The sequence below is a fragment of the Paenibacillus sp. FSL P4-0113 genome (assembly GCF_038009305.1).
In the GTDB taxonomy this organism is placed as follows: Bacteria; Bacillota; Bacilli; order Paenibacillales; family Paenibacillaceae; genus Paenibacillus; species Paenibacillus polymyxa_D.
In genome coordinates this window covers 2,057,262-2,082,148 of the sequence record NZ_JBBPAZ010000001.1, presented here as the reverse complement: position 1 = coordinate 2,082,148, position 24,887 = coordinate 2,057,262, and the positions used below count along the sequence as shown (strand labels likewise).

Annotated in this window: 23 protein-coding genes; 20 read left to right on the top strand and 3 right to left on the bottom strand. The window is 46.8% G+C overall.

Annotation, left to right across the window (positions count from 1 at the left end; all coding sequences use genetic code 11):
* Positions 1–21: 21 nt before the first annotated feature.
* The 6 genes from MKX46_RS08720 to crcB (MKX46_RS08695) all read left to right on the top strand — a co-directional run bounded on the left by MKX46_RS08720 (position 22) and on the right by crcB (MKX46_RS08695) (position 8,121).
* Positions 22–1,320 (top strand): NCS2 family permease, encoded by a 1,299-nt coding sequence (locus MKX46_RS08720; protein WP_029515737.1) that lies wholly within the window; start codon positions 22–24, stop codon positions 1,318–1,320.
* A gap of 97 nt (positions 1,321–1,417) precedes the next feature.
* Complete coding sequence (locus MKX46_RS08715; protein ID WP_029515736.1) at positions 1,418–3,235, top strand: ABC transporter ATP-binding protein; 1,818 nt, start codon at positions 1,418–1,420, stop codon at positions 3,233–3,235.
* A gap of 235 nt (positions 3,236–3,470) precedes the next feature.
* A complete protein-coding gene (locus MKX46_RS08710) occupies positions 3,471–5,612 on the top strand; it encodes a HelD family protein (RefSeq protein ID WP_318627539.1) in 2,142 nt (713 codons plus the stop codon).
* Positions 5,613–5,970: 358 nt separating this feature from the next.
* On the top strand, positions 5,971–7,281 hold the full coding sequence (locus MKX46_RS08705; RefSeq protein ID WP_029515734.1) for a replication-associated recombination protein A: 1,311 nt from the start codon (positions 5,971–5,973) through the stop codon (positions 7,279–7,281).
* An 85-nt stretch (positions 7,282–7,366) separates the two neighbouring features.
* Complete coding sequence (gene crcB, locus MKX46_RS08700; protein WP_029515733.1) at positions 7,367–7,768, top strand: fluoride efflux transporter CrcB; 402 nt, start codon at positions 7,367–7,369, stop codon at positions 7,766–7,768.
* Entirely contained in the window at positions 7,765–8,121 is a 357-nt protein-coding gene (gene crcB / locus MKX46_RS08695) for a fluoride efflux transporter CrcB (RefSeq protein ID WP_029515732.1), read from the top strand. The genes crcB (MKX46_RS08700) and crcB (MKX46_RS08695) overlap by 4 nt, the downstream gene beginning before the upstream one ends.
* Positions 8,122–8,235: 114 nt before the next feature.
* Here crcB (MKX46_RS08695) and MKX46_RS08690 read toward each other — a convergent pair whose 3' ends face one another.
* Positions 8,236–9,066 (bottom strand): PPK2 family polyphosphate kinase, encoded by an 831-nt coding sequence (locus tag MKX46_RS08690; protein ID WP_165149671.1) that lies wholly within the window; start codon positions 9,064–9,066, stop codon positions 8,236–8,238.
* Positions 9,067–9,250: 184 nt separating this feature from the next.
* Here MKX46_RS08690 and MKX46_RS08685 point away from each other — a divergent pair, with 184 nt between their 5' ends.
* A complete protein-coding gene (locus MKX46_RS08685) occupies positions 9,251–9,592 on the top strand; it encodes a ClbS/DfsB family four-helix bundle protein (protein ID WP_341071160.1) in 342 nt (113 codons plus the stop codon).
* A gap of 90 nt (positions 9,593–9,682) precedes the next feature.
* Here the strand turns inward: MKX46_RS08685 and mnmA are convergent, their stop codons facing one another.
* Entirely contained in the window at positions 9,683–10,804 is a 1,122-nt protein-coding gene (gene mnmA / locus MKX46_RS08680) for a tRNA 2-thiouridine(34) synthase MnmA (protein ID WP_029515730.1), read from the bottom strand.
* Positions 10,805–11,108: 304 nt separating this feature from the next.
* Here mnmA and cymR point away from each other — a divergent pair, with 304 nt between their 5' ends.
* The 4 genes from cymR to MKX46_RS08660 all read left to right on the top strand — a co-directional run bounded on the left by cymR (position 11,109) and on the right by MKX46_RS08660 (position 13,571).
* Positions 11,109–11,528, top strand: a complete 420-nt coding sequence (gene cymR, locus MKX46_RS08675; RefSeq protein ID WP_013311532.1) for a cysteine metabolism transcriptional regulator CymR — start codon at positions 11,109–11,111, stop codon at positions 11,526–11,528.
* 10 nt (positions 11,529–11,538) lie between these two features.
* Positions 11,539–12,690 (top strand): cysteine desulfurase family protein, encoded by a 1,152-nt coding sequence (locus MKX46_RS08670; protein WP_029515729.1) that lies wholly within the window; start codon positions 11,539–11,541, stop codon positions 12,688–12,690.
* Positions 12,691–12,826: 136 nt separating this feature from the next.
* Positions 12,827–13,348: a PRC-barrel domain-containing protein gene (locus MKX46_RS08665; RefSeq protein ID WP_029515728.1), complete on the top strand. Its 522-nt coding sequence runs from the start codon at positions 12,827–12,829 to the stop codon at positions 13,346–13,348.
* A gap of 10 nt (positions 13,349–13,358) precedes the next feature.
* Positions 13,359–13,571 (top strand): hypothetical protein, encoded by a 213-nt coding sequence (locus MKX46_RS08660; protein ID WP_013311529.1) that lies wholly within the window; start codon positions 13,359–13,361, stop codon positions 13,569–13,571.
* A 165-nt stretch (positions 13,572–13,736) separates the two neighbouring features.
* Here MKX46_RS08660 and MKX46_RS08655 read toward each other — a convergent pair whose 3' ends face one another.
* Positions 13,737–15,710, bottom strand: a complete 1,974-nt coding sequence (locus tag MKX46_RS08655) for a methyl-accepting chemotaxis protein (RefSeq protein WP_029515727.1) — start codon at positions 15,708–15,710, stop codon at positions 13,737–13,739.
* Positions 15,711–15,921: 211 nt separating this feature from the next.
* Here MKX46_RS08655 and MKX46_RS08650 point away from each other — a divergent pair, with 211 nt between their 5' ends.
* The 9 genes from MKX46_RS08650 to MKX46_RS08610 all read left to right on the top strand — a co-directional run bounded on the left by MKX46_RS08650 (position 15,922) and on the right by MKX46_RS08610 (position 24,849).
* Positions 15,922–16,989 (top strand): AI-2E family transporter, encoded by a 1,068-nt coding sequence (locus MKX46_RS08650; protein ID WP_029515726.1) that lies wholly within the window; start codon positions 15,922–15,924, stop codon positions 16,987–16,989.
* Between the two features lie 351 nt (positions 16,990–17,340).
* Positions 17,341–19,974 (top strand): alanine--tRNA ligase, encoded by a 2,634-nt coding sequence (gene alaS, locus MKX46_RS08645; RefSeq protein WP_029515725.1) that lies wholly within the window; start codon positions 17,341–17,343, stop codon positions 19,972–19,974.
* Positions 19,975–20,110: 136 nt separating this feature from the next.
* A complete protein-coding gene (locus tag MKX46_RS08640) occupies positions 20,111–20,371 on the top strand; it encodes an IreB family regulatory phosphoprotein (RefSeq protein ID WP_007431624.1) in 261 nt (86 codons plus the stop codon).
* Positions 20,372–20,380: 9 nt separating this feature from the next.
* Positions 20,381–20,797 carry a Holliday junction resolvase RuvX gene (ruvX, locus tag MKX46_RS08635; protein WP_029515724.1) on the top strand — a complete coding sequence of 139 codons (417 nt, stop codon included), beginning with the start codon at positions 20,381–20,383 and terminating at the stop codon, positions 20,795–20,797.
* 13 nt (positions 20,798–20,810) lie between these two features.
* Entirely contained in the window at positions 20,811–21,119 is a 309-nt protein-coding gene (locus MKX46_RS08630) for a DUF1292 domain-containing protein (protein ID WP_241113411.1), read from the top strand.
* A complete protein-coding gene (locus MKX46_RS08625) occupies positions 21,116–21,421 on the top strand; it encodes a DUF1292 domain-containing protein (RefSeq protein ID WP_013311522.1) in 306 nt (101 codons plus the stop codon). The genes MKX46_RS08630 and MKX46_RS08625 overlap by 4 nt, the downstream gene beginning before the upstream one ends.
* A gap of 94 nt (positions 21,422–21,515) precedes the next feature.
* Positions 21,516–22,544, top strand: coding sequence for an endolytic transglycosylase MltG (gene mltG / locus MKX46_RS08620; protein ID WP_069012469.1), 1,029 nt, complete (start codon positions 21,516–21,518; stop codon positions 22,542–22,544).
* A gap of 11 nt (positions 22,545–22,555) precedes the next feature.
* Positions 22,556–23,485, top strand: coding sequence for a peptidase U32 family protein (locus tag MKX46_RS08615; RefSeq protein WP_318627537.1), 930 nt, complete (start codon positions 22,556–22,558; stop codon positions 23,483–23,485).
* A 32-nt stretch (positions 23,486–23,517) separates the two neighbouring features.
* Positions 23,518–24,849: a peptidase U32 family protein gene (locus tag MKX46_RS08610; protein ID WP_069012471.1), complete on the top strand. Its 1,332-nt coding sequence runs from the start codon at positions 23,518–23,520 to the stop codon at positions 24,847–24,849.
* Positions 24,850–24,887: the final 38 nt, after the last annotated feature.

Sequence of the window (24,887 nt, the reverse complement as noted above, 5' to 3'; positions counted from 1 at the left end):
AACTTGCTGGAGGGTTTTGGTATGAAGGATGGACTATGGTCCAGAAGTCTCGGTTACAAGCCCGAGCATCATTGGAAAAAGGAATTAGCCGCTGGGGCCATTTCTTATTTTTCCGTGGTATACATTGTTATGGTTAATGCGACTATTTTGTCAGATGCCGGGATTCCCCTCCAAGGGGCGATGCTCGGGACACTGCTGACATCGATGATCGGCTGTCTACTGATGGCTTTTGGTGGGAAATCTCCAATGGTCGTTGTACCGGGGATGGGAATTAATGCCTTTTTCACTTATACGCTGGTACATTCCATGAAGCTGAGCTGGCAGGAAGCGTTGATGGTAGTTGCCGTCACAGGGGTGATATTCGCCATTGTGGCCTTTACATCATTGTACAAGCTGATTAGCCAAGCGATTCCCCATAATTTGCAGCACGGAATTACGGTAGGCATTGGTTTGTTTTTAACCTTTATCGGTTTGCAAAAAAGCGGCATCGTGATTGCTCATCAGACGACTTTTGTGGCTATTGGCCATTTTAATGATCCCAAGGTAATTACGGCTTGTGTAACGTTGCTGCTCGCTATTGTATTGTTTGTGCGTAACGTTCAGGGAGGTTTACTAATTAGTATTTTGGCGGGAACTGGGCTTGCTTATATACTGGGAGCTGTAGAGCCTACAAGCACGGTACGAACCTCTGAAACGGTGCGACAGTATGGGCAATTGTTTGGAGAGCTTTCCTTTTCAGGCATTGTCTCGGTAGCTTTCTGGATCGCTGTCTTTTTGCTCCTACTCATTGTGCTATTCGAGAATATTGGTATGATTACTGCACAAACCAACATGATTGGTAGACCGGATTTATTTAAAAACAGCTTGCGTGTGTTGGCTGTGACCAATATCTTTGCCGGTATTTTGGGCAGCAGTCCGGCGGTAGCCGCTGCGGAATCGACGGCTGGTATTGCAGCAGGGGGACGCTCGGGAATGACACCGCTGGTAACTGCTATTTTATTCGGGGCGACGTTTTTCTTTATTCCACTGTTGGCTTATATTCCTGATAGTGCCATTGCACCCGTGTTGATCATCATTGGGGGGCTAATGGTGCAAAATGTGCGAGAGATGGATTTCAGTGATTTTACTGAAGCGTTTCCTGCATTTCTGATCATGGTGATGATGCCCTTTACTTATAGTATCGTAGACGGAATGGCATTTGGTTTTATTGCATACCCCGTAGCCAAGCTGGCAGCAGGACGGGGCAAGGAAGTACCTATCGCATTATATATCATATCTGTACTGTTTGTGGCAAATTTTGTGCTTCATTCTCTGGTGTAGTAAACTCGAAGATAGATTGTACTGTTCATACCCGCGCAGAGCGCGGGTGTTGTTGTTTGAACAAGAATGGTCAGACAGGAAGCGAGGTTGATGGTATATGGAAAAAGAACATCATATACACCAAGAAGAGCAGGAGGACCGGATGAAGGAAAAGCCGGGTAAAAGACCGGATAAGGCTGGCATGGGGCGGTTTATCAAATTGATTGCGAGTGCGCATCCGCCCAAAGCCATTCTGATCATCGCCCTGATTCTGACCCTGATTCAGACCATGGCTGGTTTAATCGTACCCATGATGACTAAAGGGTTGATTGATGGCTTGACCTTTTCTTCACTAAACCGTATGGTCATTGTTGGTCTGCTTGGCGCTTTTGTGATTCAAGCGGTGGCTTCGGCAGTTTCTATCTATATGTTGAACTATGCTGGGCATAAGATTGTGGCTAATTTGCGCAAACGCTTATGGCATAAAATCTTATCTCTACCTATACCTTACTTTGATAGAAATCGGTCAGGAGATACGATGAGTCGCGTCACTAATGATACAAGCCTGATTATGAACTTAATTACGGAGTATCTAGTCAATTTGATTTCTAATGTGATTGCAATTATTGGTGGTATTGCATTGTTATTTTATCTGGATTGGGTGATGACGCTCATTATTATGGCTATTGTTCCGCTAACAGCTCTAATTTTATTTCCGGTAGGCAGAAAAATGTACCGCATCTCCAAAAAACAGCAGGATGAGATGGCAGATCTGACCTCAGTGTTAAGTCAGGTTATCGGCGAAATCAGACTGGTGAAGGCCTACGGAACCGAAAGCAGAGAGGCTCAGGCTGGTGAGGATCGTATTTACCGGATGTTCCGCTTCGGTTTGCAAGAGTCACGTATCCTGGCCCTTGTAGGTCCAATTTCTACCTTCTTGTTGACTGCAGTACTGGTCATTATATTGGGGGTTGGTGGTGTTCGCGTTGCATCGGGTGTGCTGACCGCGGGGGATTTGGTGGCATTTATTTTGCTGCTATTTCAGGTGATCACACCGATGGCACAATTCACGACTCTGTATTCACGTCTGCAAAAGGTGGTTGGGGCTACTGAACGGATTCAGACGATTTTAGATCATGAAGAGGAACCGCTCGAGTTGAAGCAGGAAGCGGCAAAAGAGAGCAGAGATATTATACTTCGTGATGTTGTCTTTTCCTATACCGAAGGTGAAGAGGTTCTTCATAATGCAAACTTGGTCATTCCGGCTAACCGGACGACAGCATTCGTGGGTCCGAGCGGGAGTGGGAAATCCACCTTATTTTCATTGCTAGAGCGCTTTTATGTGCCAGATACAGGGGAAATTCGTTATGGAGACGAACCGATATCGTCATATACACTTTCCTCTTGGCGCTCCAAAATTGGTTATGTATCGCAGGAAAGCTCAATGATGACCGGAACGGTCAGAGATAACATTACATATGGCTTGGGGCGCGAAGCTGACTTGGAAGAAGTGAGACGAGCAGCTACGATGGCGTATGCGGATACATTTATTATGGATCTACCTCAAGGCTACAACACTGAGGTGGGAGAACGGGGAATGAAGCTGTCCGGAGGCCAGCGTCAACGGATCGCTATTGCGCGTGCGCTTCTTCGTAGCCCTGACATCCTCATGCTGGATGAGGCTACATCTAGTCTGGATAGCTCATCTGAGCATGAGGTACAGAAGGCCCTAGCGAACTTGATGGAAGGACGCACGACGATTGTCATTGCTCATCGTTTGTCTACGGTGGTTCACTCCGACCAGATTATCGTGTTGGACAAGGGCAAGGTGACCGGTGCAGGAACTCATACAGAGTTATTAGAGTCCCATCAGGTGTACCGTGAGCTGGCTCAAAAGCAGTTTGTGGAGATGGGGGAGAGAAGTATGGAGTATTAGAGGCCGCTTCGCGTGTGACTTGATCCTCCGATCGCTCCGCTTCTTCGGATTCAAATCACCCGCTTCGCTGGTGCCGAAAAGCTCCATACTTTTGTGAAAGAGTAGGGAAATAGGGGGATTAGAAATAAGGTTGGATTTTTATGGTTAAATGTGTTACGCTTACTTTCCTTTTTTTGTGTCGGAGCAAGTGGATGATGCAGAAATCGAGACTTGATATTCTTAGGAGGTAACTGAAATGGAGAATGAGTTTCAAAGTGCCTATCAAGAAGAACAGCACAGGCTGTCGCTTGCTATGGAGGAAATTGATCGGAGATTGGAACGGCTTCGCAATACGCCAGTATACACTGGGCATGATTTTACAGAGCAAGTGCTGGAATCTGCACGGGAGGAAAAACGTCAGGCTTTGGCTAAAAGCTCGCAGGAGCCTTATTTTGGGCGTATGGATTTTGACGAGCGTGGCAGAGGGCAGCGGAAGCCGCTTTATATCGGTAAAATTGGAGTAGAGCGTGAAGAAACGTCAGCGTATCCGCTGGTGATTGATTGGCGTGCACCGATTGCCAGCTTATTTTATTCATTTACAGGTGGTGAAGAAACCGCGTCCTATGAAGCTCCTGAGGGAACTATTGAGGGTTTGGTCTATCTGAAGCGCAACGTTGTCATTCGGAAAAGAATTCTGGAACGGGTAGCCGATACGTATAATCGTGAAAGCGACGAGCCGGCCGTTTCCGATGAGTTTCTCGTTTATCGTTTGGGTGAAAACAAGGATAACCGTTTACGGGATATCGTATCTACCATTCAGGCGGAGCAGGATCAGATCATCCGCGCGGCTAAAAATACTGCCCTCGTTATTCAGGGGGTAGCGGGTAGTGGCAAGACGACGGTAGCGCTGCATCGTCTCGCATTTTTACTGTATCAATACAAGGATCAGGTATCAGCGGACAAAATGGTCATTTTCGCACCGAACCATATGTTTCTCGACTATATTTCAGATGTACTTCCTGAGCTGGGGGTCGGAGATATTCAGCAAAGTACATTTGCAGACTGGGCGCTGGACTTGTTGGGTTTGGATTTACCTTTGGCTGATCCTGCCGAAACATTATCTTATTGGTTTGAGAGTGGCAGTCTGAGAGAGGAATCCATGGATGAGGCGCCGGGAAGATTCAAGGGTTCAGTTCACTTTATGGAGTTACTTCAAGCTTTTGTTGAACGACTGGAGCCCATTTCCGTTCCCGAGGAGGATTTTTCACCATGGGATGGAGCGATGCTGCCGCGAGCTGAGATTTTGAATTGGTTTAATGAGGAGTATAAGCCTTATCCGCTCGCGAAGCGGAAGGAGCGTGTGCTGGCAAGAGTGCACCGCTGGATTGAAATGGAGCTGAAAAAGTCGCCTTCGGCGGCAGCACTCAAGGAACGCAAAAAAAAGGCAGGGGCACGGGAAAAGGCATATGCTAAAAAATGGCCACAATACGACGCACTGACGCTCTACAAGCAGCTTTTTCAAGCAGCTAAAGGGTTACCCGCAGATACGGCTGCGGAGATGAAGGCTTCTCTGCCGACTGCTATTTTTAAGGCTACACAGTCGGATCTGCGAAAACAGATTATCCGTGAAGAAGATCTGACTGCGTTAGTGTATCTCCACGTGCTGATTCATGAGGTAGAATCATCTCAACGTTTTGACCATGTGGTCATTGATGAAGCGCAGGATTTTTCACCTTTTCATATCGCATTGCTGGATTTGTTCGTCAAAGGACATTCCTTTACTATACTGGGCGATTTATCGCAGGGCATTCATGAATACCGTGGCGTACATGCGTGGGAGGAAATGAGTTCTCTTTTTGCACCGGAACATACCGGGTATTTTGCGCTTACGCGAAGCTATAGATCAACCTTGGAAATTATAGAATTTGCAAACACGATTTTGGAGCAGGGAGTTCGCGGCGGTATTACGGCAGTTCCAGTATTTCGTAGTGGCGATCCGGTGCGCACTATATCTTACGACTCATCGGTGCGTGAGCAGAGTTTGCTCACCGCTCTAAAAGAGCTGTCCTCCAGGGAGTATCGTACTGTATCTGTGCTGACACGTACCTTAAAAGAGGCTGTGGAACTGCATGAGGTTTTCACAAGTGCGGGGATGGATGTGAATTTGATTGACGGTGGTAAAAAGCAATATGAAGGCGGTTTGTCAGTACTGCCTGTATACCTATCCAAAGGTCTGGAGTTCGATGCAGTTATTGTGGCGGATGCCGACCATGAGCATTATGGAGAACGGGCATGGGATGCCAAGCTGCTGTATGTAGGATGTACCCGTGCGCTGCATGAGTTGTGGCTATTGCATGATGGCTCACTTCCTAGTTACGTACAGGCACAGACGAAGTAAACAGAAAAAGCGTTGTAAAGTACCGCCTGAGTTGTTGTATTCCTTTTTGTTTACTGTTTATCTTAGTGATGAAATTATGAAATCATGCCAGTCGAAGAACAGCCACGAAATCATCTTTCGTCTAAGGCTGTTCTTTCTTTTTTATGGGCGACTGACTTGAAGACCTACAGCTGTGCCATGACCATGCTATCTGCAACTTGTTAACGGATATGGTAGAATAAGAGTCGGTTTACACCGTATCAGAATTATAGATGACTTGAATTTTCATGTTTTTCAACCGTATGAGCGAACCTAAATATAGTATGTTTTCAAAGATAAAAGAAAGTGTTCGTTCATAAATCATAAGGAAGTGAAAGAAATGGACTTATTTTCATATTCCCAAGAGTCAACGCCAAGCAATCGGTTGCTTGCGGATCGCTTGCGTCCGACTTCACTGGATGAATATATTGGACAGGAGCATGTTGTGGGTCCAGGTAAGCTGCTGCGAAGAGCCATAGAGGCAGATCAGGTTTCTTCAATTTTGTTGTACGGACCACCGGGATGCGGCAAAACAACGCTGGCACATATCATCTCGCAACACACGCAAGGCGATTTTGTACGTCTGAATGCTGTAGAAGCATCTGTGAAAGACGTAAGAGAAGTCATTGATCTTGCACAGACGAATAAATCGATGTATGGCAAAAAAACCATTCTGTTTCTCGATGAGGTACATCGTTTTAACAGTTCACGTCAGGATGCACTGCTGCCTGCGGTGGAAAAGGGCACGATCGTGTTTATTGGCGCCACGACTGAAAATCCCTTTCACTACGTCAACGGCGCTTTAATGAGCCGTTCTACGTTGTTCCAGCTTGAAGCGCTAACGCAGGAACATTCGCTGGCTGCTATGCGCCGCGCCTTAAGCGATGCGGACAAAGGGCTTGGCTACATGCAGCTCCAGGTCGATGAAGCTGCACTGGCTCACATCGCTTCCATGGCGAACGGCGATATCCGCCGCGCTTTAAACGCGCTGGAACTGGCGGCGCTCACAACGCCTCCGCTGGCAGACGGCACGATTCACGTGACACTGGAAGTCGCTGAGGAATCCATTCGCCGCCCGATTGTCAAAGCAGATGAATCCACGCAGTATGATGTGTTGTCGGCCTTCCACAAAAGCATTCGCGGCTCCAGCGATGCCGCGCTGTTCTGGTTCCTGTACGCCGTAGAAAAACTCGGTATGGACCCGATGACCTTTATCCGCCGCCTCATCGCGGCAAGCAGCGAGGACATTGGTCTGGCGAACCCGCAGGCAATGGTGCAAGCGGTGAGTGCGCTTGAAGCCTATCGCAATAACGGCTGGCCCGAGGCCAAGCTGAACATTGCACAGGCTATTTTGTTCGCTGTGGAAAGCCCCAAATCGAATGCTGTATATACGGCGATTTCACGGGCCATGTTGGCTATGGACGATATCAAATCGGCTGAGGTGCCACTCCATTTGCGTGACGCACACTACAAAGGCTCGGAAAAGCTCGGTCATGTAGGCTACCAATATCCACATAATTATCCGAATCATTATGTGAAGCAGCAATATTTGCCCGATGCGATAGCAGACCAAACCTTCTATCAGGCTACTGAGCAGGGGAATGAGTCAAAAATCAGGCAAAACCAGCGCTGGCGGGATTCACAGTCTTAATATATGTGCGACTTAATATACAGAGTGTGTACGATATCGTCACGTTACGCCATGATCGTGCAAGTGCGAAGAAGGGGATAAAAAAATGAAAGACATGTTATTCGTTGCCGCGGGCGGAGCGCTTGGAACCTCTACCCGTTATGGCCTGCAATCGCTGCTGCCTGCGGCGGGTGCGGATTTTCCACTTGGTGTGCTGCTAATTAATTGGATCGGCTGCCTGTTTCTTGGTTGGTTCTTTACGGTAACCTTGCGATCATGGCGGATCAAGCCGCGATTGCGACTTGCCATCGGAACAGGCTTTACAGGGGGCTTTACCACCTTTTCCACTTTTGCAGTGGATGCTGTACGCCTCACAGTTCACGATCGTATGCTGACGGCTGTGTTGTACCTCCTGCTAAGCGTAGGCGGAGGGCTATTTTTGACATGGACAGGTATCCGTCTAGGTACAAAAATGACGCAGGCTGCTCCGAAGGAGGAACGCTTATGATCTGGTGGGCGGCGGCAGGCGGGATTATGGGTACACTGGCGAGATACGGGCTTGGTATGTGGGCCGGCAAGAGGTTGGGTACCGTATTCCCGTGGGGGACGTGGATCATTAACGTCAGCGGTTCATTGCTGCTAGGCTGGCTCTATGGTGAGTTTACGCAACACCAGTTGTCTCCTGCACTCTGGATGCTGTTAGGAACAGGTTTTTGTGGCAGCTACACCACCTTTTCCACATTCGGCTATGAATCTCTTCAACTGATGGAGCGCAAAGAATACCGACGCATGGCTACGTATGTACTTTCCTCTGTCGTGGTAGGAGTTGTAGCTGCGGCTATCGGGTACAGAGTCAGTTAAGCTTTATACATTTTCGAAATAACACGTAAAAATGCAATAAAAAGCTTCCAATCCCGACTCAAGGCATTCTCAGCCGTGATACGGTTTTGGAAGCTTAGTGCTGTACCTATACAGCTATTTTTTATCTCGTTCTTTGTACAATTCAGGTAAAAGGGATTCGAGTTCAGGTCTTGGATCAGGATCAGACAACTTCATTTCCTCCAGCGTTTGGACGGCAATCCGCAGCACAGTATAATCCCTATACCAACGGTTGTCTGAAGGAACGACATACCAAGGAGCTTGTTTGGTTGCGCTTAGCTCTAATACATCCTCATAATACTGGGTATATTGCTTCCAAAATTTCCGTTCCTGCAAATCACTTGGATCGAGTTTCCAGTTTTTGTGAGGCTTTTCAATTCGGTCGATCAGCTTTTCTAACTGAAATTGCTTTGAAATATGTAAAAAGATTTTAACCACCTTTACACCATTATCCAGCAACAACTGTTCAAAATGCTTGATATGCTTAATATTCCGTTTGGCCTGCTTATCGGATATCTGTCCGTGAACACGTGTAATTAGCACATCCTCATAATAAGAACGGTTAAATGCTGCAATATATCCACGTCCTGGGGTAACGCTATGAGCACGCCACAAGAAATCATGACTTAATTCCTCAGCCGTAGGCGATTTGAAGCTGTGGACCGTCACCCCCGCCGGATTCAGATTAGAAAATACCTGTTTGATGACGCCATCTTTGCCGCTGCAATCCATGCCCTGAAATATAAATAAAACGGATTGTTTTTTCTCTGTAAATAATTTGCTTTGTAATTCCGTGAAGCGTTCCTTCAATTGATCTGTTTCCTGTCGGATTTCTTCTTTATTTTTGATATTATTTGTATCCTTAGGGTCCCATTCTTTCAAAGAAACTTTTTTACCTGGTGTCAGCATTCCTAATGAATCAGACATAAAGGCACGCTCCTTTTCAATTGAAGTATGATCTTGTTTACATCATATACCCAAATGAGGATGTTATCAAAAGTTACTTACCTTAAAGGAGGAATTCAATTGGCGACGATAGCTGAGATTTCTGAAGATTTAGAAAAATGAGCTACTTCGTAAACCCATAGTGGGTACATGGTCAATACAAGATATGATCAGTCATATTATGGGGTGGGACAAAAGCTTCACTAAGACACTCATACAGATTATCAATGAGGAACAAATTACGCTCCAAGAACATCCTGATGTACAAGCGTTTAACGATTCGTCCGTTGCATTCGGCAGAAATATGAAACCACATGATTTGTTAAATGAAGCTATTGCAGAGCGTAGGCGAATGATTGTGAAGCTCAAGATGGTTTCAGAATCAATGTTTATCCGTCAATTTCCTAATAGCTCATACACCATGGGAAATTTTTTGCGAGAAATGTTTGTCCAGCATGACAGACATCATAAAGAGCAGATTATGAATTCTTTACAAGCCATGAACTAAAATAAACTTTCATAAAAAAAAGTCGCCCCTTCCAAATCTGGAGAGACGACTTTTTTAATTCCTGCTATATCAATGCAAAATGGCTTTCATTTAAACCGTTTCAGGCTGAAGTTTTTCAACCTTATCAATGGTTCCTCCACCCAGACAGCGTTCCCCGTCGTAAAATACAACAGCTTGTCCAGGCGTAATGGCCTTTTGATGTACATCGAATATGACATGCACGGTCCCATCCGCAAGCCATTGTAAAGTTACTTGCTGATCAGGTTGGCGATAACGGAATTTGGCTGTGCAACGGAATTCGCCGGTCGGACGAGTATCTGCGCCTTCAATCCAGTTCACATCTGTTGCAATCAGGCTGGTAGAATACAGGCTGTGGTGACGATCACCCTGTACCACATACAGAATATTCTTCTCCAGATCCTTATCCGCTACGAACCACGGTTCGCCTGAACCTGAGCCGCCAATGCCCAAGCCTTGACGTTGACCCAGTGTATAGTACATCAGACCATCGTGGCGTCCTTTGACTTCACCAGTAGCGATATCCACCATGTCTCCACCTTTTGCAGGTAGATATCCACTCAGAAACTCCTTGAAATTACGCTCGCCGATAAAACATACGCCTGTGCTGTCTTTCTTCTTGGCCGTATACAGTCCCGCAGCTTCCGCAATTTTACGCACTTCTGGTTTCGGCAGATGACCGATAGGGAACATGGTTCGGGATAGCTGCTTTTGGCTTAACGCATTCAGGAAATAAGTTTGATCCTTGTTGCTGTCCACGCCTCGCAGCAAAGTAAAGTGGCCGTCTTCTTCCACAACCCGTGCATAATGTCCAGTAGCAACATAATCTGCTCCCAAATCCAGCGCTTTATTTAGAAACTCGCCGAATTTAATTTCACGGTTACACATGACATCCGGGTTGGGTGTGCGTCCAGCTTTATATTCATCAAGAAAATAAGAGAATACTTTATCGAAGTATTCTTTTTCAAAATTGACGGTATAGTAAGGAATGTCGATCTGTTCGCAGACACGGCGCACATCCTCCGCATCCTCCTCAGCCGTACAACGGCCAAATTCATCCGTGTCATCCCAGTTTTTCATGAAGATGCCGATTACGTCATAGCCCTGCTCCTTCAGCAGCAGCGCAGTAACGGATGAGTCGACGCCACCGGACATCCCGACGACGACACGGGTTTCATGATTGGCTTTAGCCATGGTCATCACCCAATTCTTTCAATATAGTTGTAGAACCCACCTATTGTAACATAAACGATAATAAGATACGATGTTTGGACGATCAAACGACACGGCGAACGATGGAAGAAAGCTACATAAAACGGGCTAAAGCTGTTCCAAATCGCCCGAAAGCAACTTTTTTTAAGATTGTTACCGTAATGTTTCCCTTTACCTGCCCTAATATGTTAACATAAGCTGAGGGTTAGGATCGGAATAGAGAGGTTTACAGCACCAGTTATTCCGCGTGTTTAACGGAATTGTTACTATAAGTGAGGTGGCACAATTGAAAATATCAACGAAAGGCCGTTACGGCCTGACCATTATGATGGAACTTGCAGCCAGGTTTGGCGAAGGTCCAACTTCTTTGAAAAGTATTGCCGAAAAAAATCAGCTGTCAGAGCATTATCTGGAACAGCTCATTGCGCCTTTGCGTAATGCAGGTTTGGTAAAAAGTATCCGTGGTGCTTACGGCGGTTATATTTTGGCGAATGAACCGGCAGGAGTAACAGCGGGAGACATCATTCGTGTACTGGAAGGTCCGATTTCTCCGGTCGATTTCACGGAAGAAGACGATCCGGCAAAACGTCAGCTGTGGCTGCGAATTCGTGACAGCATCGCTGAAGTGTTGGATTCTACTACACTTAAGGACTTGATCACATACCAAGAACATGATGAATTGGATAATTACATGTTCTACATTTGAGGTGGATAACATGAACAGAATTTATCTGGATCATGCCGCATCGACTCCTATGCATCCTGAGGTTGCGCAGACTATGATGGACATCATGACTGGCCAATTCGGCAACGCTTCGAGCGTTCATGCCTTTGGCCGCGATGCCAAGCGCACCGTCAGCGCTGCTCGGGATGCCGTTGCGGCCTCTTTGGGCTGCAAGCCTGAAGAAATTATTTTTACGAGCGGAGGAACAGAAAGTGATAATCTGGCCCTGTTTGGGACGGCTACGGCAGACGGCCGTACTTCAGGGCATATGATTACAACTGCGGTTGAACATCATGCAGTGCTTCATGCTTGTGATGAGCTGGAAAAAGCGGGGTATGAGGTAACTTATGTCCCGGTCAACGGGTTTGGACGCGTGAACCCTGCGGATATCGAGGCTGCCATTCGACCAGATACTTTTTTGATCAGCATGATGTATGCCAACAATGAGGTGGGCGTCATTCAGCCGATCTCAGAAGTAGGGCAGATTGCGAGAGAACATGGAGTTGTATTCCATGTAGATGCGGTTCAAGCTTTCGGTCATATATCCATCGACTGCCGGAACCTCCCGATTGACTTACTGAGTGTGTCTGGTCATAAGATTAACGGACCGCAAGGGGTTGGGGCATTGTATATCCGCCAAGGTACACGCCTTCAGCCGCTAATGCATGGGGGACTTCAGGAAAAGAAACGCCGTGCCGGAACAGAAAATATCGCCGGTATTACGGGGCTGGCTAAAGCCGCAACTCTTGCTAATGCTTCCATTGAGGAGCGTGGGGCGCACGATACGGTTCTTCGCCAGACGTTGCTTAAAGGGTTGGAAGACACTCTGGGTAGCCAAAATTTTGTGATTAACGGTGACCCTGATCATTCTTTACCTAATGTTCTCAATGTTAGCTTTCCGGCCATTGGTACAGAGACCATGCTGATGAACCTTGATATGGAAGGAATCGCAGCAGCAAGCGGATCAGCCTGCACTTCCGGATCTTTAGAGCTATCGCATGTATTGCAGGCGATGGATCTTCCTGAAGATGTTTTACATTCAGCGATTCGGTTTAGCTTCGGTTTGGGTAATACTACGGAAGAAATGGAATACACGGCCAAGAAAATTGAAACCATATGGAAGCGGCTGCGTACTAGGTACTAGGGATTTCTCCGCATTTTAATAAGAAGGGAGGGGCGGTTTTTCCATTTCATTGCATGAACGGAAGCAAGGTCTGACAGGCATGTAGGAAAAGGACCGCACCTTCGTTCAGATTGCAGAATGAGGAGGTACCCTATATATGAAGCTTCAAGATATGATCGGACTTGCCGTTTTCGATGTGGAGGACGGGAAGCAGATTGGTAAAATACATGACTTTATGGTGACAGCGGATTGGCGAATCTCAGGGATCGAGTTGGAAGGAAAGGGACTTTTTTCTTCTCACGTGAAAATGGTTGCTTGGGATGACATCGTTGCTTACGGTGAGGATGCGATCATGATTCGCAATCAGCAGGCTGTGCGTAAAATGGAGGCCCATGATATACAACATACGTACTTGCTTGGGCCTTGTAAACTGAAGGATCTATCCGTGCTAACAGAGGAAGGGCTTATGCTCGGGCACATCTCGGATGTTTATTTTGACCAGGAAATGGGCAATAACATAATAGGCTTGGAAATCAGCGATGGTTTTGTATCGGATATTATAGAGGGGCGGAAATGGCTGCCCTGCACCGAAGAGATGTCCATCGGGGAAAATGCTGTTATGGTTCCCCCATTAAGCGAGCAGCGTCTGGAAAAAGCCATATATTCTGTTAATGGATAGGGTGAGTTTATTGAGATGTCCGAATTGTAATTCCAAAGATATCGGAAAAATTGGCTCCCATCAATTTTATTGCTGGGGATGCTTTATCGAACTTCAGGTGAATGGTGAAAAAATGTCTGTCTACCAAGTGGAAGAGGATGGAACGCTCAGTTCGCTGGACGACCTATTCTTTGGAGATGAGATGGCACAACAGGACTTGCCGCAAATTCACGCTTCTTCCTAAGCTGGACACCAAAAGTGGACAGGCTGCTTACTAAGAAGTGTGATCTACATACGGCTTAGTAGGTTGTATAACGCTTGATAAAAAACAACGAAGAGGGTGCCCCGTACGGCCATAATGGCTGAGGGCACCCTCTTTTGTATACCGTTATTGTGAAGATTGTAAGTTCTACAATTTAAAGCGTTTGACCTCTTCCAATAGAAGATCTGCATGAGAATCGAGTTTGGCAGAAAGGTCAGCAATATTATTCATGGCATGACCTTGTTCTTGCACAGAGGAGGCCACTTCCTCTGTAGATGCTGCACTTTGCTCAGAAACAGCGACAACGCTGGAAATGACGTCGGAAATATGCCCGGCATTCACACGGAGATCATCTGCGGCGGCTGTAACGTCCTCAATTTGGGCAAGCATATGCTGAGAAGCGCCACGAATGGACTCAAACGCCTGTCTCGTTGCAATGGCAGCGTGCTCCTGTTCTACAGTTACAGCAAGAGCCCTCTTCATTTCCTCCGCGCTTTGTACTCCTGCAATCTTAATTTCTTCCAGCTTACTCATGATACTGTCACTGGAACTGCCCGCTTGCTCAGCCAGCTTTCTCACTTCTCCCGCGACGACGGCAAAACCTCGTCCGTGTTCCCCGGCCCGTGCTGCTTCGATAGATGCATTGAGGGCCAGTAGGTTTGTTTGTGCGGCGATATCATGGATGGCTCCGGCCAGCCGCTCAATATCCTGAGTTTTTAGCGTGAGTGAATCTACGGCTTCCCCTGCCGCAGTCGTCGTTTGTCTGGACTCGGCGGCCAGTTTCGCTTGACGTTCAGCTGTTTCATACCCTGCAAGCACGGCAGAATCTGTTTCGAATACGGCAGTTTGGGTCCGTTTGACACTTTCGCCAATCTGGTCGATGGAGCCTGTCATGTGAGTCAGCTTCTCAGAGCCGGAATATACAGCCTCAGCTTGGTCGCTCGCTCCTTGGGCAAGTTCCTGAACTGCGCTGGAGATTTGTGACGCGATGGTTCCAGTATCCTTAGCGTGCTGATGCATATCATGGGAAGCTGAGCTGACATCGCCTGCAGTATCTGATACCTTGCGCAACAGGTGAGATAGATTATCAGACATGATATTAAAATCTGTACCCAGGCTGGCAATTTCATCTTTACCCTTAATGTCCACACGAGCTGTCATATCGCCTTCAGCTATACGTTTGACGTTCACTTGAAGCTTCCGAATTGGCTTGATAAAGTTGTTTGCCGCCCAGATTGCCAGCAGCATAGCAACGACCAAGATGATAGCAACGGTAATAATCAACTGATTACGAGTGGAGTAATACTCCTGAAAAGCAATATCTTTTGAAATGGACAATCCTACAATCCAGCCCGTGCTAGGCATCTTTTTAAAATAAAGCTGACGGTCACTGCCATTATAGGTATAGTCTGTTTTTCCCGAAGCTGTGCTCAGCAGGGCCGCAGTTGATGAACCCAACTCGGGCGTATCCTTAAGGTTTTTACCGGCCAGCTTGCTGTCTGGGTGTGCGACCACAACTCCATTCTGGTCAATCAGAAATGCGTAGCCTAATCCGTTCAGGTTTATGTCTTTAATGATTTTTGTCATATCATTTAACATAATATCCTCGCTGACTACCCCGGTGATAGAGCCGTTGGAATCTTTGAGAGGTTTAGCAATAGAAATGGTGAAGTCATTGCTGCCTGCATCGGTGTAAGGTGAGGAATAATACATTTCTCCCTTGGTTTTGGCATCCTTGTACCACGGACGAGCGCGAGGATCATAACCAGCTTCAAACCAGCCAGATCCATCCCAGTAGGATCCATCTTCAAAGCCTGCGTAGATGTTGGAAATATTTTGATCTTTATAGTTTTCAAAAGCTGCTTTCAGAGATACGGTTTTGGCATCTGATGAAATATCACTCGATTCCAGGCCTGCAGCCAGTGTCTCGATAATTTTGGCATTGCCGCTGGTCCATCCGTCGAGCTGATTGACGGTTTCGGTGGCTTTACTAGTCATAAGCTCTTGTATGTCACGGTTAGCCTGATTTTTGATACTTGTCATGCTAATAACGGATAAAGGCCCGGCTGCAACGATAACAATGCAAGTGAAAAGGAGAATAAGCTTGATTTTTAAGTTCATGTAATGACCCCCGATGTTTCAGAAATATGAAATCCTAAAATAGTGCTTTGTACTTATATCGTCAGATGGAATGACTTTGTTAATTATTTTCATCCGTTTTCATCATTTTTTTACAATGGTAATCGATGGAGCATTCCAGACTCGCGGGAAGGATTAAAGTAGAGGTACAGGCATATACTTAAAGAAGGCTAGTCCGGTAAGGGGGCACGAAATGGAGCAATTAACGAAAAGTAGACTGTTCCGGTACGGAATATGGACGCTGCTGGGACTTGTCATTCTATATTTTATCTGGCTGCTGCGACCTTTGTTTTTTCATTTGTATGAATTTCTGAAAACAATCATTGCTCCGTTTGCGGTAGCGATGATCATCTCCTATGTACTTAATCCTGTTGTCAATATGCTGGGCGGTCGCAAGGTGCCTCGAAGCGTAGCTGTGCTGCTCATCTATGCTGTATTTTTGGCCAGTCTCGTTGTGATTCTGATGAACCTGATTCCGATGTTTATTGAACAACTGGATGAGCTGAATGAGCATCTGCCTGAGCTGACCATGCATGCACAGGGATTAATGACGAATATGGATAGCGGCATTTTGCCCCAAGGGGTGCGAACGGGTATGAATCAATGGTTTTTCCAACTAGAGAATCGGATGGCAACCGGAATTTCTACCTTTATGGATAACATCGGCGGGATGATCAACATGCTGTTCAATGTATTCATTGTACCGTTCCTCATTTTTTATATTTTGAAAGATTTTGATGTGTTCGAGCGGACGATTGTGTCTTACCTCCCGCGTTCTCGTCGTAAGGCGATTGTAACGGTACTTAAGGAAATTGATCAGGCGCTTGGCAACTATGTCAGGGGACAATTACTGGTATGCGTCATTATTGGCGTGCTGGCTTATCTCGGATATATGCTGATTGGCATGCCTTATGCGCTGTTGCTGGCAGGAGTGGTTGCGGTTTTTAACATCGTTCCATATTTGGGCCCCTTTTTGGGAGCCGCTCCGGCAGTAATCATGGCTTCTACAATCTCCTTCAAAATGGTGCTTTTGGTCGTGGTCGTTAACACTTGTATTCAAGTGTTGGAAAGCAATGTCATTTCTCCCCAGGTGGTAGGACGAACGCTGCATCTGCATCCGATAGCCATTATTTTCGCTCTGCTAGTGGGTGGTGAAATTGCGGGAATTACCGGCTTGATTTTAGCGGTTCCCGTGATGGCGGTATTAAAGGTAGGACTTCAACATTTTTTTGCTTATTACGTGAAGCGGAAAACGATCTGATTTTGTCCTTACACCGTATGTATCTTGTCTGATATCGCGTTGACACGGCTAAATGACACGGATATACTGAATTGAGTATGTTTAAATGTGTTTATCCAGTAGGGAAAGCTCATTTCGAAGTGCGGGCTGAACCCGCCGGGATGCTCCCGTTACCAGTGAAAACAAGGCGATCGATCGTCCGTTAAGCAAATGTTGGTGTGCAGCTTGCGCATGGGCATTTCGTACAGAGGGGACGGCGTTAACCAGGGTGGTACCGCGATACAATCGTCCCTGATCCGTTCAGGGGCGTTTTTCTGTTTTTTTATGGCCTGTGCCAGGAACCAGTGACACCATAATTAGGAGGCTACTTATATGAAAGCTAGTGAAATCCGCTCCAAATGGCTGGAGTTTTTTGAAAGCAAGGGACATGTGATTGAACCAAGCGCGCCGCTTGTTCCACATAAAGATCCTTCCCTGCTGTGGATTAATGCGGGTATGGCACCGCTTAAGCCTTATTTTGACGGACGTGTGAAGCCAGAAAATCCACGTATCGCCAATTCGCAAAAATGTATTCGGACGAACGATATTGAGAATGTCGGTAAAACGCGCCGCCATCACACCTTTTTCGAAATGCTCGGCAACTTTTCTATTGGCGACTATTTTAAGGAAGAAGTCATTACATGGGCATGGGAGTTTCTGACGGATCCAAAATGGATTGGTTTTGATCCGGAACGTCTGGCTGTAACTGTGTATCCTGAGGATGAGGAAGCGTACAAGCTGTGGAACGAAAAAGTTGGACTTCCTGCCGAACGTATCATCAAACTGGAAGATAACTTTTGGGATATCGGTGAAGGTCCTTGCGGACCTTGTACGGAAATCTTTTATGATCGTGGCGAAGCCTACGGTAGCGACATGACGGACCCTGAAATGTATCCGGGGGGAGAAAATGAGCGTTATCTGGAAGTGTGGAACCTCGTTTTCTCACAATTCAACCATAACAAAGACGGTAGCTATACGCCGCTTCCAAACAAAAATATTGATACAGGGGCTGGATTGGAGCGTTTTGCATCCATTCTGCAAAATGTGGATTCCAACTTTGATACGGATATCTTCCAGCCACTAATTCAAAAAACAGCGGCGATGGCAGGAGTGAAATATAACGAAAATGTGGACAGTGATGTGGCTCTTAAGGTTATTGCTGACCATGTTCGTACCGTAGCTTTTGCAATTGGTGACGGTGTGCTGCCTTCTAATGAAGGACGCGGTTACGTGATCCGCCGTTTGCTGCGCCGGGCTGTGCGCTATGGCAAAATGCTGGGCATGAACCGTCCATTTATGTTTGAGCTGGTGGAAACCGTTGGGGATGTCATGGGTGTGTATTACCCTGAGGTAGTGGACAAGCGTGATTTCATCATCAAAGTGATCAAAACGGAAGAGGAACGCTTCCATGAAACACTGACAGATGGATTGGCAATTTTGTCCGATATCAGTGCTCAGGCGAAGGCAGAAGGTCGCAATGTCATTAGTGGAGCAGATGCCTTCAAACTGTATGATACGTACGGGTTCCCATTCGATCTCACAGAGGATTATGCAGACGAGCAGGGCTTGAAAGTAGACCGTGAAGGCTTTGATGAAGCGATGCAGGAACAACGCAAACGCGCCCGTGATGCACATCAGGACAGCGCCAGCATGAAGATTCAGGGCGGAGCTTTGTCCGATCTGGCGGTTAAAAGTGAATTTGTTGGATATAATGACCTCGTAACTGAGTCTAAAATTGTGGCGATTGTATATGAAGATGTACTGGTGGACACTGTTAGTGAAGGGCAGTCTTGCCAGGTCGTGCTGGATGTGACTCCTTTCTATGCCGAAAGCGGAGGACAAGTCAGTGACCAAGGCTTGCTGCGTGGAGGTACGGTAACCGCGAAGGTCGAAGGATTGTTTAAGGCGCCACAAGGTCAGCATGTGCATCAGGTTGTTGTAGAAGCTGGTGAGCTGAACGTTGGCGATACGGTGAAAGCTGAAGTTGATCAAGCTTCACGTGGAGAAATTGAGAAAAACCATACGGCTACGCATTTGCTTCACAAAGCGCTTAAAGAAGTGCTGGGTGACCATGTCAATCAGGCGGGTTCTTTGGTAGAGCCTGGGCGTCTGCGTTTTGATTTCTCCCATTTTGGAAGCATTACACCAGAAGAACTGGCGGATATTGAACTGCGTGTAAACCGTGCCATCTGGAGCCAACTGGACGTTAATATTGAACTGAAACCGATTGATGAAGCCAAGGCTCTCGGAGCAATGGCGCTGTTCGGTGAAAAATATGGAGATATCGTGCGGGTCGTTAAAGTAGGCGATTACAGCATTGAACTATGCGGTGGCTGTCATGTCAGCAATACTTCGCAAATTGGCTTGTTCAAGCTTGTCAGCGAGAGCGGCATTGGATCAGGTGTACGTCGTATTGAAGCGGTGACCGGACGTTTTGGTTTTGAATATATGGAAGGTCAATTAGAGCTGTTGAAGGTATCGGCTGGACTTGTAAAATCCAAGCTGTCTGAGGTACCAAAGCGTATCGAATCATTGCAGCAACAAATTAAAGACCTTAGCCGTGAAAATGAATCGCTGCAGAGCAAGCTGAGCGTTATTGAGGCAGGCCAGCTGACCGATCAGGTCGTGCAAGCAGGCGGGGTGCAGCTGCTGGCTGCGCGCGTGCAGGCTTCCAGCATGGACGCGTTGCGTGCGATTGCTGATGAACTGAAAGGGAAACTTCCGGCTGCTGTGCTGGTGCTCGGCGCTGCAATGGACGATAAAGTTAATTTTGTCGTAGCAGTTCCGGCAGAGCATACCAAGGCCGGACTTCATGCAGGCAAGCTCGTGAAAGAAATTGCTGCCGTATGCGGTGGCGGCGGTGGCGGACGACCTGACATGGCGCAAGCCGGTGGTAAGGATGCCAGCAAGCTGGATGAAGCACTTCAACGTGCGCATGAACTGGTGGCGGCAGCCTCACAAGGATAAAGTTCGATATTTTTTGCAGATTTTTGGGAAAAAACGGGCTTAGATATTTCCTTGTAGGGCTTTGCTTATGGTATGATGTAAAAGAATAAGCTGGCATAAACATGTACACATGTTTTGTGGAAGCGAGGTGTCAACAATGGATTCCATGGACAAAACGGTCAAATTTAATGTCAAGGCAGATGAAAAGGAAGCTTCTGCTCAGGAGATTTTGTTGACCGTATATGATGCGTTGGTAGAAAAAGAATACAATCCGATCAATCAAATTGTCGGCTATTTGCTATCCGGTGATCCGGCTTATGTGCCACGGCATAATAATGCTAGAAGCCTGGTACGTAAAAAAGAACGCGATGAGTTGATTGAAGAGTTGGTTCGTTTCTATCTTGCTAAGCATCGTTAGGAGACAGGCATGAAAGTAATGGGATTGGATTACGGGGATCGCCGAATTGGGGTCGCCGTAAGTGATGCCTTCGGCTGGACCGCCCAAGGATTGGAAGTCATAGAACGACGCGGTGACGACAGCGAGTTCGGTAAAATTGCAAATTTGGTTCGTGAAAATGAGGTCGGCGAGGTTGTTGTTGGCTTGCCGAAAAACATGAACGGAACCGTGGGTCCACGCGGTGAGATTTGCATCGAGTTTGCGAACCGACTCAAGGAGTTACTGGGTTTACCCGTTCACCTTTGGGATGAACGGCTGACGACGCGTTCGGCGGAGCGTACGCTTCTGGAGGCCGACGTCAGCCGAAAAAAACGCAAGCAGGTGGTAGATAAACTGGCCGCAAGCCTGATCTTGCAAAACTATTTGGACGCACACAGTACAAGGTGAGGGGGATTTCGTAATGGCTGAAAATCAAGTGGGTATGGAAGAAGAGCCGGAAATTATTTATATTGCCGATGACGAGGGCAACGAGGAAGAGTTCGAGGTCATTATGAAGTTTGAGGTAGATGGTTCCGAAGCGAAGTACATGATGGTTGCGCCAGTGGACCCTGAAGCTGATGAGTCCGATGTGTACGCCTTCCGTTACGAGGAAGAAGGCGATGATATTAAATTGTTTGTGATCCAAGACGATGCCGAATGGGAAATCGTCGAAGAGACCTTTAATACATTCGTAGAAGAAGAGGAAGAGGAAGAGGAAGACGGGAAATGACGAGCTATTCACGTGAAGACCTGAGTTGGACCTCTGATTTGAAGGAAACGTTCGACGGCGATGTAGAGTTGCAGGATGAACAGGGCCATGCGATTCGCATGGAATTGGAAGCAGAGTTCAAGGTAGGGGAGCAACGGTACGCCGTATTGCGTAGACCCGGGGCTGCTGTTGGCGAACATGAACTTTACCATGTAAGCTCATCCACAGACGGCGAAATCTCTATCACCACCATTGAAGATGATGATGAGTGGGAAGATATTTCCGAACTGTACGATGAATGTACGTTGCCGGAAGAACTGTAAGTCTGGATAGCGATGAGATCAAACCTGAAAGGGCGGACCAGTCCGCCCTTTTTGGCTGTGAAGGAGTTGGGTGGATGTGAAGCGAAGGACGAGGATGTTTACGTTGTTGCTACTGCTTATCATTATAGCAGGAGGGGTAGCCCTCTATATTTGGAATGCCATGCAGCCTGTTCAGCCCCAAACACAACCCGTTGCTTTTACGGTGGTGCAGGGAACAGGAACATCGGCAATCGCAGATACGCTGGAGCAAAAGGGACTTATACGTAATGCGCTCGTGTTTAAGGCTTATGTAAAATTCAAACAGCAAGGAAGCGCATTTCAGGCCGGAAAATATGAGGCGCAGCCTGGCGCAACCTTTGATCAGTTGATTACTAAGTTATCGGCTGGAGATGTTGTCAAAGAGGAAATGATTCGTTTTACAATCCCGGAAGGTTTTACGATTAGACAGATGGCTGATAAGCTGCAAAAGGAAGGACTGGCAGACCGGCAGCAATTTTTGCAGCTGGCCAACGATCCGTCCGCTTTTGACGTCGCGCTGGTGCGGGACATTCCAAAGCAGGCGGGGCTTCGCTATGCGCTGGAGGGCTACCTTTTCCCGGAAACCTATGAGCTGAAAAAGGGCAGCACGGCCAAAGATATGATACAGGTGATGCTAGAACAGACACAAAAGCGGTTGGAGACTGTTTCCGATCTGGATGCCAAGCTGAAACAGCGGGGTGAAACGCTGCATCAACTGCTGACGGTTGCTTCTTTGGTAGAGCGCGAGGTGGTTGTGGAAGATGAGCGGTCTGTAGTAGCTGGCGTCATTTATAACCGGCTCAAACAGGGTAAGAAGCTGGAAATTGATGCTACGGTTCAATATATGCTGGACAAGCAAAAAGAACGGCTGTATTACAAGGATTTGGCTGTGGAAAGCCCTTATAATACGTATTTGCATCTGGGACTTCCACCAGGGCCGATTGCAAGTCCCAGTCTGAACTCAGTGATAGCGGCTTTACAGCCGAAAGCTACAGATTATTTATTTTATGTGACCAAAAAAGACGGGACACATGAACATTTGTTTGCCAAAACGTATAAAGAACATTTGCATAACATTCAGGTAAGTAACCGTAAGACAAATTAGGAGGTGAGCCTATGGCTTACAAACCCGAACTACTGGCAACTGCCAGCTCTCCGGAGGATGCCCGCCATATGCTGGGGGCTGGAGCTACTGCATTACTTATTGGAGATGACCGCTTTGGAATGCGACTGCCGGGACATTTTACACCGGACCAAATCCGTGAAGTGGTAGAAGAAGCACGCAAGCATGCGGCGCAGGTATATGTATCTATGACGAATTTGATGACGAACGAGCTATTGCCGCTCATTCCCGAATATGTGCAGACCCTAGCTGGATGCGGCATAGACGCCATTGAGTTTAATGATCCCGCAGTGCTTATGGCCGTGAAGGAGTATGCCCCGCATCTGAAGCTGTTCTGGAACGGTGAGATGATCTCTACCAACTTCGCAACCGCCAACTATTGGGGTGAAAAGGGGGCCTCCCGGGTCATTTTGGCTCGTGAGCTGAGTATGGATGAAATTACCGAAATGATACCAAAGTTGAACATAGAAGCACAGGTTCAGGTACATGGCATGACTAATATTTATCACTCCAAGCGTAAGCTTGTTCAAAGTTATATGCTGCACCAGGGACGTAATGTAGAAGGGGATTTGGGTAGAGGACGCGGCTTGTTTCTGATTGAAGCAGAGCGGAAAGAAGAGAAGTTCCCTATTTACGAGGATATAAATGGGACACATATTATGAGTTCAGATGATTTTTGCATCATGGAGGACCTGCATATTCTAATGGAGGCGGGCGTGCATAGCTTTAAGATCGAGGGCTTATTGAAGCCTACGGCTTACAATGAGGCGGTTGTTCGTGCTTATCGTAAAGCAATAGATAGTTATACAGCCGACCCAGATGCTTACGCTTATGATGAAAGCTGGCTGGATGAAGTTCGCCGTCTTCAAGATCCTGAACGGGAACTTTCCTTCGGATTTTTCTATAAAGAGCAGGTTTATTAATTTTAAAATGAATTTACAGAGGGGGGAACGTCATGGGGACGATAACCAAAGCGAGAAAATATATAGGTAAACGGAATCGTTTGGACAAGCCGGAGCTGTTGGCTCCTGCCGGAAATCTGGAAAAACTGAAGTTTGCCGTTCACTATGGCGCGGATGCTGTATATATTGGTGGACAAAAATATGGTCTGCGTTCTAACGCCGATAATTTCAGTTTTGAGGAAATGCGCGAAGGTGTAGAATTTGCGAACAAGTATGGTGCTAAAGTGCTTGTGGCCACCAATATCTATGCCCACAATGAAGATATTGCCGGAATTGAGGAGTACTTGCGCAATCTGTACGAGGCGGGAATTCATGCCGTTATCGTCGCTGATCCGGCTATTGTATCCGTGGCATTGCGCGCTGTTCCTGGATTGGAAGTGCATTTGAGCACACAGCAGTCCACGCTGAACTGGCAAGCGGTAAAGTTTTGGAAAAACGAGGGGTTACCGCGTGTGGTACTTGGACGTGAGACCAGTCTGGAGGAAATCGAAGAAATTAAAAAGCATGTGGACATCGAAATCGAGGCTTTTGTCCATGGTGCGATGTGCTCTTCATTTTCCGGCCGCTGCGTGTTGTCCAATCACTTTACAGACCGTGATTCCAATCGTGGGGGATGTTGTCAGTCTTGCCGCTGGAAATACGATCTGTTTGAGGATGCCCGCCCAGGTGAGGTTTGGATATCTGAAGAAGAGGCACAGGTTAGCAATGCACTGAAACAGTTCCAGCTCGGTGTTAACCAGCTTCCATTGTTTGAAGAGAGTGATAATGCTTTTTCTATGGGTTCCAAGGATCTATGTATGATTGAAAATGTCCCTGATCTGATTGATGTAGGTGTAGACAGTTTTAAAGTAGAGGGACGGATGAAGTCTATCCACTATGTGGCAACGGTTGTGAATGTCTATCGTCAAGCGATTGATTCCTATATGGCTGATCCTGAAAATTATGTGCTCAAACCAGAATGGATTGAAGAAATTAACAAGGCAGCTAATCGTCCGCTGAATACAGGGTTTTTCTACGATACACCGGATCATGAGGATCATATTTATGAGCCGGAAGAAAAAGCAGTCCCTTATGATTTTGCTGGACTAGTCATGGACTACGATGCCGCGAGTGGCATCGCAACTATTCAACAACGGAACCATTTTAAACCCGGTCATGAAATTGAATTTTTCGGTCCGAACGGAACATTCTTCAAACAAACGGTCGGAACGATCTGGGATGAGGAAGGCAACGAATTGGATGCTGCTCGTCACCCGCTTCAACGAATTAGAATGAAGGTAGATCAGCCCGTATCGTATTTTGATATGATGCGTAAAAAGAAATAAATAAGCCTTAAGTCACAGATGAAAGAATCAAAAGCCTC